This window comes from Epilithonimonas sp. JDS (genome assembly GCF_021261315.1).
Taxonomy (GTDB): Bacteria; Bacteroidota; Bacteroidia; order Flavobacteriales; family Weeksellaceae; genus Epilithonimonas.
Map to the genome: position 1 here is coordinate 304,406 of NZ_JAJSAX010000002.1, position 16,233 is coordinate 320,638.

General features: G+C 36.4%; 13 protein-coding genes. 6 read left to right on the forward strand and 7 right to left on the reverse strand.

Features of this window, described 5'->3' with window-relative positions; translation table 11 throughout:
• Positions 1–88: 88 nt before the first annotated feature.
• Positions 89–2,686, forward strand: a complete 2,598-nt coding sequence (locus tag LUD75_RS08145; RefSeq protein ID WP_232705187.1) for a M36 family metallopeptidase — start codon at positions 89–91, stop codon at positions 2,684–2,686.
• A 149-nt stretch (positions 2,687–2,835) separates the two neighbouring features.
• Positions 2,836–3,465, forward strand: coding sequence for an outer membrane lipoprotein carrier protein LolA (locus LUD75_RS08150; protein WP_232705188.1), 630 nt, complete (start codon positions 2,836–2,838; stop codon positions 3,463–3,465).
• A gap of 88 nt (positions 3,466–3,553) precedes the next feature.
• Here the strand turns inward: LUD75_RS08150 and LUD75_RS08155 are convergent, their stop codons facing one another.
• Positions 3,554–4,258 (reverse strand): DUF4294 domain-containing protein, encoded by a 705-nt coding sequence (locus tag LUD75_RS08155; protein ID WP_232705189.1) that lies wholly within the window; start codon positions 4,256–4,258, stop codon positions 3,554–3,556.
• Between the two features lie 57 nt (positions 4,259–4,315).
• On the opposite strand from LUD75_RS08155, the gene LUD75_RS08160 reads away from it, so the two are divergent.
• Entirely contained in the window at positions 4,316–5,392 is a 1,077-nt protein-coding gene (locus tag LUD75_RS08160) for a M42 family metallopeptidase (protein ID WP_232705190.1), read from the forward strand.
• Positions 5,393–5,462: 70 nt separating this feature from the next.
• A complete protein-coding gene (rpe, locus tag LUD75_RS08165) occupies positions 5,463–6,113 on the forward strand; it encodes a ribulose-phosphate 3-epimerase (protein WP_232705191.1) in 651 nt (216 codons plus the stop codon).
• 189 nt (positions 6,114–6,302) lie between these two features.
• Here the strand turns inward: rpe and LUD75_RS08170 are convergent, their stop codons facing one another.
• The 5 genes from LUD75_RS08170 to LUD75_RS08190 all read right to left on the reverse strand — a co-directional run bounded on the left by LUD75_RS08170 (position 6,303) and on the right by LUD75_RS08190 (position 13,482).
• Entirely contained in the window at positions 6,303–6,722 is a 420-nt protein-coding gene (locus LUD75_RS08170) for a nucleoside-diphosphate kinase (protein ID WP_034965572.1), read from the reverse strand.
• A gap of 416 nt (positions 6,723–7,138) precedes the next feature.
• The gene (gene purF / locus LUD75_RS08175; RefSeq protein WP_232705192.1) at positions 7,139–8,662 is read right to left on the reverse strand and encodes an amidophosphoribosyltransferase; all 1,524 of its coding nucleotides are present in this window, start codon (positions 8,660–8,662) and stop codon (positions 7,139–7,141) included.
• Positions 8,663–8,678: 16 nt separating this feature from the next.
• The gene (gene purC / locus LUD75_RS08180) at positions 8,679–9,401 is read right to left on the reverse strand and encodes a phosphoribosylaminoimidazolesuccinocarboxamide synthase (RefSeq protein ID WP_232705635.1); all 723 of its coding nucleotides are present in this window, start codon (positions 9,399–9,401) and stop codon (positions 8,679–8,681) included.
• Between the two features lie 190 nt (positions 9,402–9,591).
• Complete coding sequence (locus tag LUD75_RS08185) at positions 9,592–11,436, reverse strand: endonuclease (RefSeq protein ID WP_232705193.1); 1,845 nt, start codon at positions 11,434–11,436, stop codon at positions 9,592–9,594.
• 153 nt (positions 11,437–11,589) lie between these two features.
• A complete protein-coding gene (locus LUD75_RS08190) occupies positions 11,590–13,482 on the reverse strand; it encodes a DUF349 domain-containing protein (RefSeq protein WP_232705194.1) in 1,893 nt (630 codons plus the stop codon).
• A 221-nt stretch (positions 13,483–13,703) separates the two neighbouring features.
• On the opposite strand from LUD75_RS08190, the gene queA reads away from it, so the two are divergent.
• Together queA and LUD75_RS08200 are read left to right on the forward strand one after the other, a co-directional pair.
• Entirely contained in the window at positions 13,704–14,753 is a 1,050-nt protein-coding gene (queA, locus tag LUD75_RS08195) for a tRNA preQ1(34) S-adenosylmethionine ribosyltransferase-isomerase QueA (protein WP_232705195.1), read from the forward strand.
• Positions 14,754–14,834: 81 nt separating this feature from the next.
• Complete coding sequence (locus LUD75_RS08200) at positions 14,835–15,695, forward strand: hypothetical protein (RefSeq protein WP_232705196.1); 861 nt, start codon at positions 14,835–14,837, stop codon at positions 15,693–15,695.
• Here LUD75_RS08200 and LUD75_RS08205 read toward each other — a convergent pair.
• The gene (locus LUD75_RS08205; protein WP_232705636.1) at positions 15,661–16,227 is read right to left on the reverse strand and encodes a GNAT family N-acetyltransferase; all 567 of its coding nucleotides are present in this window, start codon (positions 16,225–16,227) and stop codon (positions 15,661–15,663) included. The genes LUD75_RS08200 and LUD75_RS08205 overlap by 35 nt on opposite strands.
• Between the last annotated feature and the right edge of the window lie 6 nt (positions 16,228–16,233).

Here is a 16,233-nt window from a genome sequence, read left to right on the forward strand (position 1 = left end):
TTTGAAAATTGTTTATATTTAATTCAGCAAAAAAGAAAATTTTCAATATTTTTGTTAATCCTTTTTTTTAAATAAATTTAATTTTAGTATGAAAATAAATCAACTATCTAAGTGTGCAGGTATTGGCGTTTTCTTTTTGTTTGCCAATCTTAATGCGCAGTCTAGCGAAAAAGTAATCAAAAACTTCATCAAGTCTGATGTAAGTTTCCGCAACAATGAAAATGCAGAATTCAAAATTATCAATGAAGATAACTCTGCAAGTTTAAAATCCAATATTGTTAATGTTCAGCAATATCACGGTACAACTCCTATCTATAAGTCTTTAGCAAAAGCTGTTATCAGAGATGGACAGGTTGTTTCTTTTAATAATAATTTTAAAAAAGTCAACAGTACTATCGCTGCCGACAAGATAGATAAATCAGAAGCTTTTTCTACAGCTTTGAGATTTTTGGAGATCCCGGATAATGGTTTCCAGCTTATGGACGATAAAGACGGCGATCTAATTAATCTACCTGACAGTAAAGTGGCGAGCGTAAGGTTTTATTATGAAAAAAATAATACTTTGATTCCTGCTCAGCTGTTCTTTATTAATCAAAGTAAAGACAACAAATTTTTTGGAACTCTGGTAAGTCTTACGACTGGAGAAATCCTTGAAAACAATAAAATGATTGACGAATGTTCTTTCGAGGCTGATCATTTTTCGGGCGAATCTTCTTCAGATGTTTCAAATCATTTGGTAGCTCATTTCAACAATCACACAGCTTCAAAAAATCAAACAAAAGCTGCTACCGATGCAACCTATAGCGTATTTCCTTTCCCAATTGAAGCTCCTACTTTCGGTGCCAAAAGTACCGTTACAAATCCTTGGGATCTTACTGCTTCGCCAGAAGGATGGCATTCTAACGGAACTGTAAACTACACAAATACATATGGTAATAATGTTCTTGCTTACGTAGACAATGGTGCTACAAATACGGCTGGATTTTCGCCGGTAAGCACAACCACAGGAAGTTTAACTTTTGATTTTCCTTTTGCCGAAGCAACAAATTTAAGCGCATATGATAACAGAGCATCTGCAGTAACCAATTTATTTTATGCTAATAACATGATCCATGATATTATGTACAAATTTGGATTTACAGAATCTACAAGAAACTTCCAAACCAATAATTTTGGAAAAGGTGGCGCTGGAAACGATGCTGTAAGAGCGGAAGCATTTGACGGAAGTGGTTACAACAATGCTAATTTTGCTTCAGGTTATGAAATTCTTAATAGCAATGGATCTTACTCCACACAAGCGCCAAGAATGCAAATGTACCTCTGGAATTACGCCGTTTCTGCAAACAACAGGCTGTTCTACACAGATCCTGTTTTAGCTACTAGACCGCTTGTCAATACAGGTTCTGCAAATTTCGGTAGACAATTAATGGAAACAGGAATCACTGGTGATGTTGTAATCCCTACCGTGGCTAGTGGATGTACTGCAATGGCAGCGGGTAGTCTATCTGGGAAAATTGCAATTGTAAATGCAACAACAGCTGGAGGATGTGGGTACAATATTAAAGCAAAAACAATGCAGGATGCCGGTGCGATTGGATTAATTGTTCACAGAACCACCTCAAATACAATCACTAACATCTCGGTCAACAACGTAACCAATGTCAGTATTCCGTCTATTATGATTCCTAAAGACGAAGGAGATTTCATCCTTTCAGAAATAGAAGCAGGCAGAACAGTAAATGTTAATCTTAAAAATCTTGCTGTTGGTTATAAAAATTCAAGTTTTGACAATGGTGTAATGATCCACGAATACGGACACGGAATTTCCAATAGATTAACAGGCCAAGGTTACAACTGTTTAACAAATCTTGAGCAGATGGGAGAAGGCTGGTCCGATTTTTTTGCTCTAATGCTTACAAATACGCCTAGCTATACATCAACTACTGCGAGAGGTATCGCTACTTATTCTGTGAACTCTGCGACAACTGCAGGTGGCATCAGACAGTACAGATATACAACCAACATGAATGTAAATCCTCATACGTATGCAGACACGAATGCAACAGGCGGACAGCCACACGCTGTAGGAGAAATCTGGGCAACGATGCTTTGGGATCTTCATTGGGCAATGGCTGCAAAGTATGGATACAACTACGATATTACTGCTGATCCAAACTCCGGAAGTGCAAAAGCACTTCAACTGGTGATGGATGGACTCAAACTTCAACCTTGTAATCCAAATTTCGTGTCTGGTAGGGATGCTATTTTACAGGCAGATCAATTAGCTGGCGGCATTGACAACTGTCTGATTTGGAATGTATTTGCAAAAAGAGGTTTAGGTCTTACTGCTTCTGCGGGAACTGCAGCAAGTATTACAGATCAGGTTGAAAAATTCGATGTACCAGCTGCGTGTGTTCTTGGAACAGATGACATTGCTAAAAATAAAGCTTTCGGAATCTATCCAAATCCTGCAAAAGGAGAATTCTTTATCAAAGCTGCTCCTACTGTAGGAAATGCAACGATCAAAGTGGAAGTTCTTGATATGAACGGAAAATTGGTTAAAACGCTCGAGAGAAAGAAGAATAGCTCAGAGTCTATTTCTACAAAAGGTCTTGTAAAAGGAACATATTTGGTAGTAATCACCGAAAATGGTAAATCCAATGCAGAGAAATTGATCGTAGAATAAGCAATTGCAATTACTTTATAAAAATCCTTTTCAGCCTTGCTGGAGAGGATTTTTTTATTTATAACATTTAACAAACTTTATTATTCCTTAATAATTGGCATTAATATTGAAAACTTAACTTTGTAAAACAATAAATCGTAAAAAATTAAATGAAAAATTTCACCAAGTCTTTTTCTACTTTAGCTTTATTAGGAATTAATATTATGTTTTTTGGTCAGACCATTGATACGAAATCAAAAACGATTCTTGATGATGTAACCAAAAGTTATAAAAGCAAAAAGAATTCGTATTTTAAATTTTCATATGCTTCCGGATCGTCCACTCAAACTGGTATTTTTTACTCAGACAACACCCGGTACAAATTGAAAATTATGGGTACTGAACAAATCTTTGATGGTAACAAAATTTACAGTATCAGTGATGAAGACAAGGAAATTACTATTGCAAAACCAACCGAAAATCAAGTTGCTTTTTCGCCTTTAAGTTATTTGGATTCATACAAAAAAGATTACAATGTCAATTACTCAGGTAAGAAGACAATCAGCGGAATTCCTTTAGATGTAATCAAATTGACACCGGTAAAAGCTAACGGTCTGAAAAGTGTAACTCTGTATGTTAATACTCCTCAGAAAAAACTGATAAAACTTGAGCAGGTTTCCAATAACAACGATTTGGCAGTGATTACAATCAGTAATTACAAAGAAAACCAAATATTGTCACCTTCTGTCTTCACCTTTGACAAGTCGAAATATCAAAACTATCTGATTACAGAATTATAAAATTTATTATATAACATAAAAAATGCATTACGAAATCGTAATGCATTTTTCATTTGAACTAACTATATAACTAACTAAAAACTTTCAACTACTTTTGAACCTTAAACTCATTGGCGCCAGGATATGGCTGTAAATAACCAAGATTCCAATTCGACTGTAATAATGATTCGACAAAAAGATCGTCTCGGAATTTATGAGGATCATAAGGCGTTTTCAGACTTACATCTGCCACATTTCCTTTCACATTCCACCAAAAAGCACTCCAGCCACCTCTTAATTCTTTGATTATTTCATATACCGTTTTACCGGTTGCTCTGTTCATTAACTTAGCAAAAATCTGACCTTCGGTTGTTGTAAGCTCTCTCAGTTGCTTTTCATAATCAGAAGCCAATGCATTTTGCCTCTGCTTGATATATTTGGTTCGATCGGAACCTGTAAGCTTGGAACTTTCTATTTTGATATCACGATATTGCTGTAACGCATTTAGAAATAAAGGATAAACACGATTCAGCTTTTTATTAAGGAAAAAATAAAAATTTCTGTCTAACTGATTGTTGAAATGAGGGTTTGCGCGTAATGTCAATTCATCCATTACAATTACTTGCTCCCCATTGATCTTATAAATCTTCGCTTTTTGAACCTCATCATAGAAATACTCATTTCCATATTCATCTTTTTGCAATTTACTTTTAGGAATATCATCAAAAGATTTTACCTGCACAGTATCCTGTTGAGAAAAACAAAATACACCAGTAAACAAGAAAAGGATCGGGATCAGTTTATGAAAAATCATTACTTTTACATCATCTAAATTAACAAAGATTAATATCAAAAATCATTCCTATTAAAGATGAAATTCGAAAAGAAATCAATTAAATTCTTAGAAGAATATTTAAATACCGCTTCGCCAACTGGTTACGAACATAATGGACAAAAAGTCTGGATGGACTACATCAAACCCTATGTTGACAAAATTGAAGTCGATCATTATGGAACAGCGTACGGAATCATCAATCCGGAAGCCGTTTTCAAAGTGGTAATAGAAGCGCACGCCGATGAAATCTCTTGGTACGTGAATTACATTACCGATGACGGCTTGATCTATGTCATCCGAAATGGCGGATCCGATCAGACCATTGCGCCTTCCAAAGTTGTAAATATCCACGGCGAAAAAGGAATTGTTAAGGGTGTTTTCGGATGGCCTGCAATTCACACAAGGAGCGCTAATCAAAATGAACCAACGCCAAAAATTGAAAATATATTTATTGACTGCGGTGCAACATCCAAAAAAGAAGTTGAAGAATTGGGAGTTTTCGTTGGATGCATGATCACTTATCCCGACGAGTTTTTTGAACTGAATGATAGATATTTTGTTTGCCGAGCACTGGACAACAGAATTGGCGGATTTATGATCGCAGAGGTTGCAAGACTTTTGAAAGAAAACAAAAAGAAATTACCGTTCGGACTTTACATCACGAATTCCGTGCAGGAAGAAGTTGGACTTTATGGTGCAGATATGATTGCTGACACCATCAAACCGAACATTGCCATTGTGACAGACGTGACCCACGACACCACAACACCAATGATCGAAAAGAAAAAAGAAGGCGACCAAAAATGTGGCGATGGACCGGTTGTGTTCTTCGCACCAAGCGTTCATCACACCATCCGTGAATTAATCATTGATACAGCTAAAAATAAAGAAATCCCTTTCCAAAGAGCAGCAGCCAGCAGAGCAACAGGAACCGACACAGATGCTTTCGCCCATTCCAATGGTGGTGTTCCAAGTGCATTGATCTCATTACCTTTGCGATATATGCATACAACTGTAGAAATGGTCTCCAAAGAAGATGTCAGCAATGTGATCAAACTGATCTACGAAAGTCTTCTGAAAATCGAACCGACAATGAAATTGAAATACCATTAAGGTTTTAGGATTTAGGTCTCAGTTATACCTTAATCCTAAAACCTTAATCCTAATATCTAATAAAGTAAAAATGAAAACAAAACTTATTGCACCTTCCCTTCTTTCCGCAGATTTTGGAAATCTACAGAGAGAGATCGAGATGCTCAACAATTCCCAAGCTGACTGGTTTCACGTGGATGTGATGGACGGCCGATTTGTCCCAAACATTTCTTTCGGATTTCCCGTTATGAAAACCATTCAGCAACACGCCAAAAAATTTATCGACGTTCACTTGATGATTGTCGAGCCAGAAAAATATGTCGAAGAATTCATCGAGTTAGGAGCCGATTTGGTTTCCGTGCATTATGAAGCCTGCGTTCACCTCCACAGAACTATTAATTTGATTCAAAGCAAAGGTGCAAAAGCCGGTGTTGTACTGAATCCCGCCACTCCGGTTTTGATGCTAGAAGATATCATTGCCGACGTTGATTTGGTTTTGTTGATGAGTGTCAATCCAGGATTTGGTGGACAGAAATTCATTGAGAACACTTACAAAAAGATCAGTGAAACCAAAGATTTGATTTTGAGCAACAACTCCACCGCATTGATAGAAGTTGATGGTGGCGTAAATCTCGACAATGCCGGAAAACTGTTTGATGCAGGCGCAGACGTATTGGTCGCAGGAAATACAGTTTTCTCTTCGCAAGATCCGGAAAGAACGATTGAGCTATTGAAGTTATAAAGTTATTTGGAGCTTAATCCCGCTGTCCACTATATCTTTTTATTTTTTCAGAAGATTTGTCATCCAAACAAATTAATGACAAGAAAAAATAAAAAGGATGCCGTTCCCATCGGGGCTATAAAACGATACTACAAAAAACAGGCTACCATAAGTGATAGCCTGTTTTTTATATTTAATTTTCAGAACGGATTAAAAAATCTCTCTTCCTGAAAAATGGAATTGCGCTTCGATCAATGCATTCTCGTCTGAGTCAGAACCGTGAACTGCATTTTCTCCAATACTTCTTGCAAAAAGTTTTCTGATAGTTCCTTCAGCCGCTTCTGCAGGATTTGTCGCACCAATTGTAGTTCTGAAATCTTCCACTGCATTGTCTTTTTCCAAAACTGCCGCTACGATTGGACCAGAAGACATGAAGTCAACCAACTCTCCGTAAAAGGGTCTTTCAGAATGTACTTCGTAGAATTTTTTAGCGTCAGCAACAGTAAGTTGCGTCAATTTCAAAGCTTTGATTTTAAAACCAGCTTCACTGATTTTTCCAAGGATCGCACCAATGTGTCCGTCTGCAACCGCATCTGGCTTGATCATGGTAAATGTGATTTTTCCTGACATTATTTTTTAATTTTTGTTTTAAAGAAGTGCAAATTTACAATATTTTTTTCTACATTTGTCAACGGAAATTCTTTTCTGGGAAAAGATATTTTTTGGCACACAGTTTGCTACTTAATATTCGATTCTCATGTTTAATTTGAGTTTTCATGGTTATTAGTTTTTACCCTGCTTCGGCAGGGTTTTTTGTTTTTGTTCCTAAAAATTTGAAAATAAAAAATCCGCCAAAACACATTGATTTCTTTTGGCGGATTAATAATATGACTTGCGTCAAATATATGTTGTAATCTGATTTAAATAACAAACCCGCAGCCCGACTTGAGTGGAAATCCTTTTTTGCATTAACCAATAGTTCAACTAAATTGTAACCGTCGAGCAAAAAAGATTGGGAACGGAAGGCGGACAAAGCTGCCCAAATTTTAATCACCCTGATCTACAAATGCTAATTCGTCTGGGTTTTTCACTGGATATTTCTCCGTAAAGCATCCGAAACAATGATCAGGCGAACCTAAAATTCCTATCAAATTATCAACACTTAGAAACTCCAAACTGTCAACATCCAGATATTTTCTGAGTTCTTCTTTATTCATATTGGCAGAAATCAAATCGTCCTTAGTTGGCGTATCAATTCCGAGGAAACAAGGCGCTATAATTGGTGGAGACACACTTCTGAAGTGAATTTCCTTCACACCTGCATTTTTCAGGATCTTCACCAAACGTTTGGAAGTTGTCCCACGAACGATAGAATCATCGATGATCACAACTCTTTTTCCTTTGATTTCAGAAACGATCGGATTCAGTTTTAGGTTGACCAAATGTTCTCTCATCTCCTGAGAAGGAATAATGAATGATCTTCCAATATATCTATTTTTAATCAAAACCGGACGAAAAGGAATACCGGAAGCTTTAGAAAATCCAATTGCAGCCGGAACACCAGAATCTGGAACACCAATCACAATATCTGCATCCACAGGCGCCTGCTCCCAAATTTTCATCCCGGATTTCTCACGCACCTCGTGAACATTGATGCCTTCTAAAGTGGAATCTGGTCTTGCAAAATAAATATATTCGAAAGCACAGATCTTGTTGACACAGTCGTCTTTCACAATGTAAGATTGCAAACCTTCTTCGTTATCACTTGTATAAATGATCTCGCCAGGCAAAACATCACGCACATATTGCGCTCCTACTCCATCCAAAGCACAACTTTCTGAAGCGACAACAAACGTATTCTCATCTATCGCGCCCAAAACCAAAGGTCTGATGCCGTTGAAATCCCTGAAAGCAAAGAATTTATTTCTGGTAATTCCCACTACAGAATATGCACCTTCGATCTTTTCCATCGTCGCTTTGATTGCGCCACGAAGTCCCAAGTCAAGATTTTTTTGAATTAATCTTAAAATAACCTCGGTGTCAGACGTTGCGCGGAAAACCACGCCTTCATCTTCGAGTTCTTTTCTTAGTTGCTTCGCATTGGTCAGATTCCCGTTGTGAGCAATGGAAAGAATGATCTGATCATATTCATTCTTTGCAAAGAACGGCTGAAAGTTATATTTCTTTTTGTCTCCCGCAGTCGTATATCTGGTGTGACCGATAACGGTGCTTCCCATATATTGCTGAGGATCTTCTATTGATTTGAAAACGTCCAAAACCAGACCTTCATCTTTGACAGAATGGATCTTTCCGTTGTTCCCTACAGCTATCCCGCAAGCTTCCTGGCCACGGTGCTGCAAAGCAAAAAGTCCGAACTGTGACAACGAAAAGGTGTCTTGATTCTCTGTAGAATGCAATCCAAAAACGCCACATTCCTCTTCCATTTTATCAAAAGGATAATGAGCTTCCTTTTCTTCTTTGGAAAGATGCTTGGTTTCTTCGAATTCCTGATAGCGGTTTTGGAAAGCATATTTCGGTAATGTGCTATATTCTTGAAATTCTAAATCCATTGATTTGGTTTTTGGATTATTTAGCTAAAGCGGTTTGTAGTCTGTCGTAGATCTCAACGTAAGCTTCTGTGATCTCACCCAGATCTCTTCTGAATCTATCCTTATCCAGCTTTTTCATCGTGTCCTTGTCCCAAAGTCTGCAAGTATCTGGAGAAATCTCATCTGCCAAAACAATTTTGCCATCAGAGGTTTTTCCCAACTCGATCTTGAAATCTACAAGAATCACATTAGCTTTATCAAACAGGTCGATCAAAAGTTGGTTGATCTTATCTGTCAAAGCGTACATTTCGTTTAGTTCATCATAAGTCGCTGCACCAAGGAAAACTGCGTGATGATCGTTGATCAACGGATCTCCAAGGTCGTCTCTTTTATAACAAAGATCAAAAATAGTGACTGGTGATTTCAGACCTTCCTCCACGCCCAATCTCTGAGCCATACTTCCGGCAACGTAGTTACGAACGACCATTTCCAAAGGAATGATGTCCACTTTTTTTACCAGCTGCTCTCTGTCATCCAATTTTGCGATGAAGTGCGTTGGAATTCCCCTTTCTGCAAGATATCCGAAAATAAGTGTAGAAATTGCATTGTTCAGTTCGCCTTTTCTATCGAACTGTCCACGTTTTTGTGCATTGAAGGCTGTAGCATCATCTTTGTAACGTACCACAACTTCGTCAGGCTTGTCTGTAGCAAAAACCTGTTTAGCCTTACCTTCGTAAAGCATTTCTTTCTTTTGACTCATAATGACTTTCATTTTTTCAAACAGAATTCGCTTTCACGACTATTTCCGTTCAAACTTTTTACTGATTAGATTTACGCACAAATTTACGAATTTTTTACATAAAATTAATACCACAGGATAAGAAGGTCATCAAATAAAAAAAAGCCAATTTTCAAAGGCTTTTTAAATCATATTTGGAAAAAACTTAATTTTATCTTTTGATAAATTTTACAGATTTTCCGTCGATGTTCAAGATATAGGTATTTGGTAGCAATGAGCTGACGTTGATCGATTTTTGATTAACGAATGGATTAGGAATATCCTTAATTAATTTACCGGAAAGATCATAAATTTTGGCAGATTTAACTTTACTGACTTCGCCGTTAATATTAATAACATCTGTAACAGGATTTGGATAGATATTAAAATCCGTTGATTGATTTGCAATATCAGTAACAGCCAAGTTTCCTAAATTCAAACAATAATCTGACGAATAAGTTGTCCATTCTGCGATGTCAAAAGTTGAAGTTGGATTGGTTACGTTTGCGTTTCTATAAAGTGATTTATTGGCATTTGTATTATCAATACCTTTCGTTCCAATTGCATCTACAGTTCCGGTTTTGTAAGAAAGATCAACATAATTATTGCCTGTGAAAGTAAGAGCTGGCGCAGCACTCACAAACTTAGCATTCGGAACATTGAAACAGCTAAAATTTGCATTTGGATTGATTGCTACAAAGCTTTGGTTGTTTTCTATTTCGCCTTCAAGCTCAAAAGGTTCTCCAAAATAATAAGTAGTTCCTTTGTACTGAATATATAATTTATAACCATTTAGATTGACTTTGTGACCAGTTCTGTTGGCGATTTCCAAAGCTTTGTTATTTCCGGATCCTTCAAGATATTTGATTATCTGTAAATCTTTTGCAAAAACATCTGTAGTCAAAGTTGTGACGTTCAAAGTATTGCTTTGCGGACTTTCCAGATAAGCATTATCGTAAGCTTTAACCGTGAAATTATAATTCGTATCGGGAGTCAAATGATCAATGGAAATCGAATTTGTTTTTGAAGTCGCGACCAAAACATTATCCTGATAAATCCTGTAACCAACTACATCAGATTCAAGATTTGGCTGCCAAGTCAGATTTACAAAGTACGCAGAATTTCTTGCTAATAACAATGAAGAAGGCGCTGCCGGAGCAACACTATCTGGAGTTTGATTCCAAATTGAAGCAATCCATTCCGGATGATCAATGAAAGGATTTCTGTTTTTCTGAAGGTTGTAAACAGCATTATTACGATCAATTTCTCTCTGCGAAACAGGATCTTGCTGATGCCAATTCAGAAGCATTGCAATGTACCAGTTTTCATATGCTTTTTCCTCACTTCCGTCAAGTGGATTTTGATCTTTCGTTGGATCTGCATTGGTGCTGAAATTGAAAGCTCCCAATTTCCCTTCATATCGTACAGCAAAATACAAAAGCGTTCTTGCAACGTCACCTTTGAACTCATCAATCGGTTCGAAAACTCTTCCTGTGTAAGTCGCATTGGGCGTTCCATTCAGAGCTTGTTTTGATCCATTGGTAAAATTATAATATACCGTCGAACCTGCTTTTCCGTAAGGATAATTGCTCCTTAATTGATTAACTCTCGCATCCGTCGGAACTACGAAAAATAAATCGGAATACATAGGATACGCACTGTTGAAAGAACTTTGCGGCATCATATGTTCACGGTTCCAGCCCAGACCTTCGGCGTTGGCGCTTCCAATCAGATTGGCGCTTGTGTAGTTGTAAGCATCCGGACCACTTGGAATTTCGGAATAAATATCTAAAATAGTTCCGTCATTTTCATAATATTTATCCAAATCTGTTTGATTGACAGTCGTTTTCAAATCATCATAATGATAAGTGTAAACTTTTGTCGAAATAATATCGTGGAGCTTCGTTTTCAGAGCATAACCAGTCAGACTTTCTGTTCCTGAGTAATATCCGGCTGGAGCTTGAGCTACTGCTAGAACGGGAAAAACAGATAAAATAAATAAGTATTTTTTCAACATAAAAATGTTTTTAAATCGGATTATAAAAATATCATTTTTTTATAAGACTTTATTTATTTTTTTGAATTTGAATATTAATAATGATTTACATTCATCAAGTAAACAAAAAATCCCCTAAAAAAAGGGGATTTACATCTTTATCAACAAATAACTTTATTCTCCGGCAATAATATTATGAAGAGTCAGCTTCAGGCTATCCAATTGTTCTTTTTTACTGTCCAATTTCTCGTAAGTATCTTTCAACAATGGATTGTCGCGTGTCGCAGTCCCAAAGAATGATAAGTTGTTTTCAAGCTGCACAATCTCCGATTCCAGATCAGCCACCTGATTCTTTATCTTTCTAGCTTTGTCCGTCAACTGGCTTTCAGAAAGGTTTTCTTCTTTCAGATCAAACTCATTGATCTTGTTAAGTTTTAGTTTTTCTCTCAGCGTTTTGTTGAATTCCGTATTGATGGACAATTTATCTTTCGGAACTTTCCCAATCGCGTTCCAGGCATTCTTGATGTTTTCAATCTTTTCAACAGAACCTTCCTCGTCTGTCAATGCTTTTAAATCCTCAAGCAAAGCTTTTTTAGCTTTATAATTCTCTTTCCAGTTGTCGCCTGTCGCGTTATTTTTCTCTCTGTAATTTTTGAAGAATGTATTGCAAGCATCACGGAACTCATCCCAAACTTTGTTCGCCTGGCTTCTAGGAACGTGACCAATAGTTTTCCAATCTTCCTGAAGTTTTTTGAAAAGTGGAACTACTACATCCCAATCTTCGGAATTCATATTGTCCTGAGCCGTTTTTATTAATGCTTGTTTTGCTTCAAGGTTATGAATTTGAGAACCTTTCAGATTTTTATAGAAATCATTTTTACCGGTATTGAATTCTCTCAAAACTACTTTGAAATCTGTCCAGTTTTGATTCGAAATTTTCTTTGGAACCGGACCGAGTTTCAAAAACTCAGTACGCAGATCCTCTACTCTTTTGATCGCCTGCTGCCAATAGCTGTGATTGATAGATTCCGGCTTTGCGAGCGTTTTCAGCTCTTCAATGATTTTGGTTTTCTTCTCAAGATTTTCCAATTGCTCAGATTCTATTACTGCAATCAATTCGGATTTTCTCTCGTGAATTTTATTTGAAATTTCTTTGAATTCTTCCCAAGTTTTTTCACGAAATTCTTCCGCAACCGGCTCAGCTTCTTCTTTCCAAAGTTTGTGAAGATATTGTAATTCATTCAATGCTTTCTGAACCACTTTTTCGTCAAGCAATTCTTTGGCTCTTGAGATGATGTGTTGTCTTTTTTCAAGATTGTGGGCAAATTCCTGATGAAGAAATTCTTTATTCAAATCCAGCATCTCATTGAACATTTTCAGATGATGGAAATAATTATTATTTAGATTTTTAAATTCGGATTTTGCAACTTGTCCCGCATTTCCCCAGGCTTCTTTGATCTCTCTAATCGATTTGAAAAGATTAACGCCAGGTTCGGAATTGGAATAAAGATTTTTCAGTCTTTCGATAATTCCCAGCCTTTCGTCCAGATTTTTCTGATGATCGGCTTCCTGGGATTTATGGAATTTGTCCTGTTTTTCCCGGAAGATATTCACCAATGCAGTCAGTTTTGAAGCTTGCGGATGATGAAATTCAAAATGTTCCTCTGCATTTCCTTGTTCTACAAACTCGTGCTTTTTATCTTCTACTTCGTCAGCAACTTTATGATTCGCATGATCTCTGAGTGCATTGAATTTTTTCGATAATGAATGAGAATCATCTTTGTTGACGATAGTTTCCATTTCGTCCAAAGTCTCTTTCAAAGAGAGATTGGAATAGTTTTCTTCTGCGATTTCGACTTCCTGATGTTCGGATTCCGTTTCAATTTCTGATTTTTCTTCTGCAGCAACTTCTTCTACTGATTCTGCCTCAGCAGATTCTAATTCAGATTCTGGTTTTTCGTTTTCCGAAACTTCTTCCGGAGTCACTTCCTCTACTGATTGATTTTCAATAGGATCGACTTCAGAATTTGGTTTTTCAATTTCAGGATTTTCGTTTTCAATACTCATAACAAAGCGAATTAATTGGCGATAACAACTTTTAAATGCACTAAATTAAATGTTTTTTGTAGAAAACACCAAATAACATTACTAATTTTCTAAAAAAATATTAAATAGTTCACAATGTCATCAATCCGGTTTTCAAAAAATCAGTTTTACTTGACAAAGGCCTTCTAATGTTGTATCTTTGCCATTCCTATAAATTTAAAACAATAAAATCCGTAAATTTTATGAAGACATCCGATTTTAATTTTGATCTGCCAGAAGAATTATTAGCAGAACATCCATCAGAAAACCGCGACGAAGCGAGACTGATGGTGCTTGACAGAAAAACTGAAACTATCACACACCGTCTTTTCAAAGATGTCATCGAATATTTCGACGAAAAAGATCTGTTTATTTTCAATAATACTAAAGTTTTCCCTGCAAGACTATTCGGAAACAAAGAAAAAACCGGTGCTAAAATCGAGGTTTTCCTGCTAAGAGAATTAGATCGTGAAACCCGCGTTTGGGACGTTTTGGTTGATCCTGCAAGAAAAATCAGAATTGGTAACAAATTATTCTTCACAGAAGACGAATCTTTGGTTGCTGAAGTTATCGACAACACGACTTCAAGAGGAAGAACTTTGAGATTTTTATTCGACGGTTCTTACGAAGAATTCCGTTCAAAACTGACAGAACTTGGAGAAACGCCACTTCCAAAATACATCAAGAGAGATGTTGAGCCGGAAGATGCTGAAAGATATCAGACGATCTACGCAAAAGTGGAAGGTGCTGTTGCTGCGCCAACTGCCGGTCTGCATTTCTCAAAACATTTGATGAAAAGACTGGAAATCAAAGGAATAGATTTTGCTGAAATTACACTTCACGTGGGTCTTGGAACCTTCAACCCAATTGAAGTTGAAGATCTTTCCAAGCACAAAATGGAATCCGAAGAAGCTATCATTGATGAAAAAAATGCAGAGAAAATCAACAGAGCTGTTGAGGAAGGACGCAGAGTTTGTGCAGTTGGTACAACTACAATGAGAGCTTTGGAAACGTCTGTTTCTTCTAACAAAAAGATTTCGGCTTACAGAGGCTGGACAAACAAATTCATCTATCCGCCACACGATTTTGGTGTTGCGAACGCAATGATTACAAACTTCCACACACCAAAATCTACATTGATTATGATGATTGCCGCTTTCGCAAACAAAGATTTTGTGATGAGAGCTTATGAGGAAGCCATCAAAGAAAAATACAAATTCTATTCTTACGGAGATGCGATGTTGATCCTTTAAGAATTTAATTTTTAAAATATTAATGCGCTGCTTTTTGGCTGCGCATTTTTTTATGTCTTTAATTTTATTTAATTTCATCCAATGAAAGCATTTTCCTTTTTTGCCTTATTATCGATTACATTTTCCTGTTCTCAGACTCAGGAAAATTTTTCCACCATCGCTTCATTACCAAAAAAAATAAAAGAAGCATCAGCTGCTGAAATCTCAAAAGCATCCCCATTGATCTGGACTATTGAGGACAATCACAATCACAATGTTCTCTTTGGTTTTGATGAAAAAGGCGAATTGGTAAAGCAGATCACCATCACAAATGTTGAAAATAATGACTGGGAAGATCTGACTTCTGATGACGAAGGAAACATTTATATTGGCGATTTTGGAAATAATGACAACGACCGTGAAAATCTTGCGATCTATAAGATAAACGCTGCAGACCTTGATAAGGACGAAGCAAAAGCACAGTTTATAGTCGAATTCTACTATCCTGAGCAGACGGAATTTCCGCCAAAGAAAAAAGACCGAATTTTTGATGTGGAATCTTTCTTTATCTTTAAAAATAAATTTTATCTGTTTACAAAAAACAGAAGTTCAAAATTTGATGGAACAACTGTTCTGTACGAAGTTGAAAATAATCCGCTTCAGAAATTACCTGCAAAAAAACTCGGAAGTTTTGTGACTTGTGAGCAATTTAATCATTGTGCAGTCACGAGTGCAGACATCAGTCCTGACAAAGATAAAGTTGCGATTTTAAGTTCTGATAAAGTCTGGATCTTCACCAATTGGAAAGGCGACAATTTCCTCTCCGGAGATGTAGAAAAAATAGAACTAAATCACCACACACAGAAAGAAGGACTTTGCTTTAAAGATGAAAACACGATTCTAATGACTGATGAAGGCGATAAAAAAATTACTGGTAATCTTTATCAATTGAAGCTGAAGTAAATTGTTTCGTAAAAGAATAAAGCAACATATCCGTAAGAACTTCCTGTCTTTTTCTGTAATCGTTTTTCAGCAAACCTTCCAATTCAAAACCACAGAATTCTGCTACTTTTTTGCTGGCAACATTATCAGGAGCAATTTTCATAAAGATTCGAAGCATTTCTTTTTCAATGATACAGAAATCTCTAAAAGTTTTCAAAGCTTCGTAAGAATATTTATGACCCGAAAAATCACTAAAAATAAAATATGCCAATTCGCCTTTTGGAACTGTCCAGTCAATATCTCTGACAGAAATATGACCAATCAATTCATTAGATGCTTTGAGATAAATTCCATAATAAAAACATTCATTTTTCTCAAAACTTATAATTTTATTTTGAAAATAAAATTCTGTTTCTTTCAGAGTTTTTGTTACACTCAAAGTTCTTGAAAAATAATCTTCAAGATTAGCCTTATCATTTTGAAATTTCACAAAAAATTCCTCTGCAAAATCTAATGAATAAGGCTTTAAAACAAGACGCTCGGTTTCAATCATCACTTT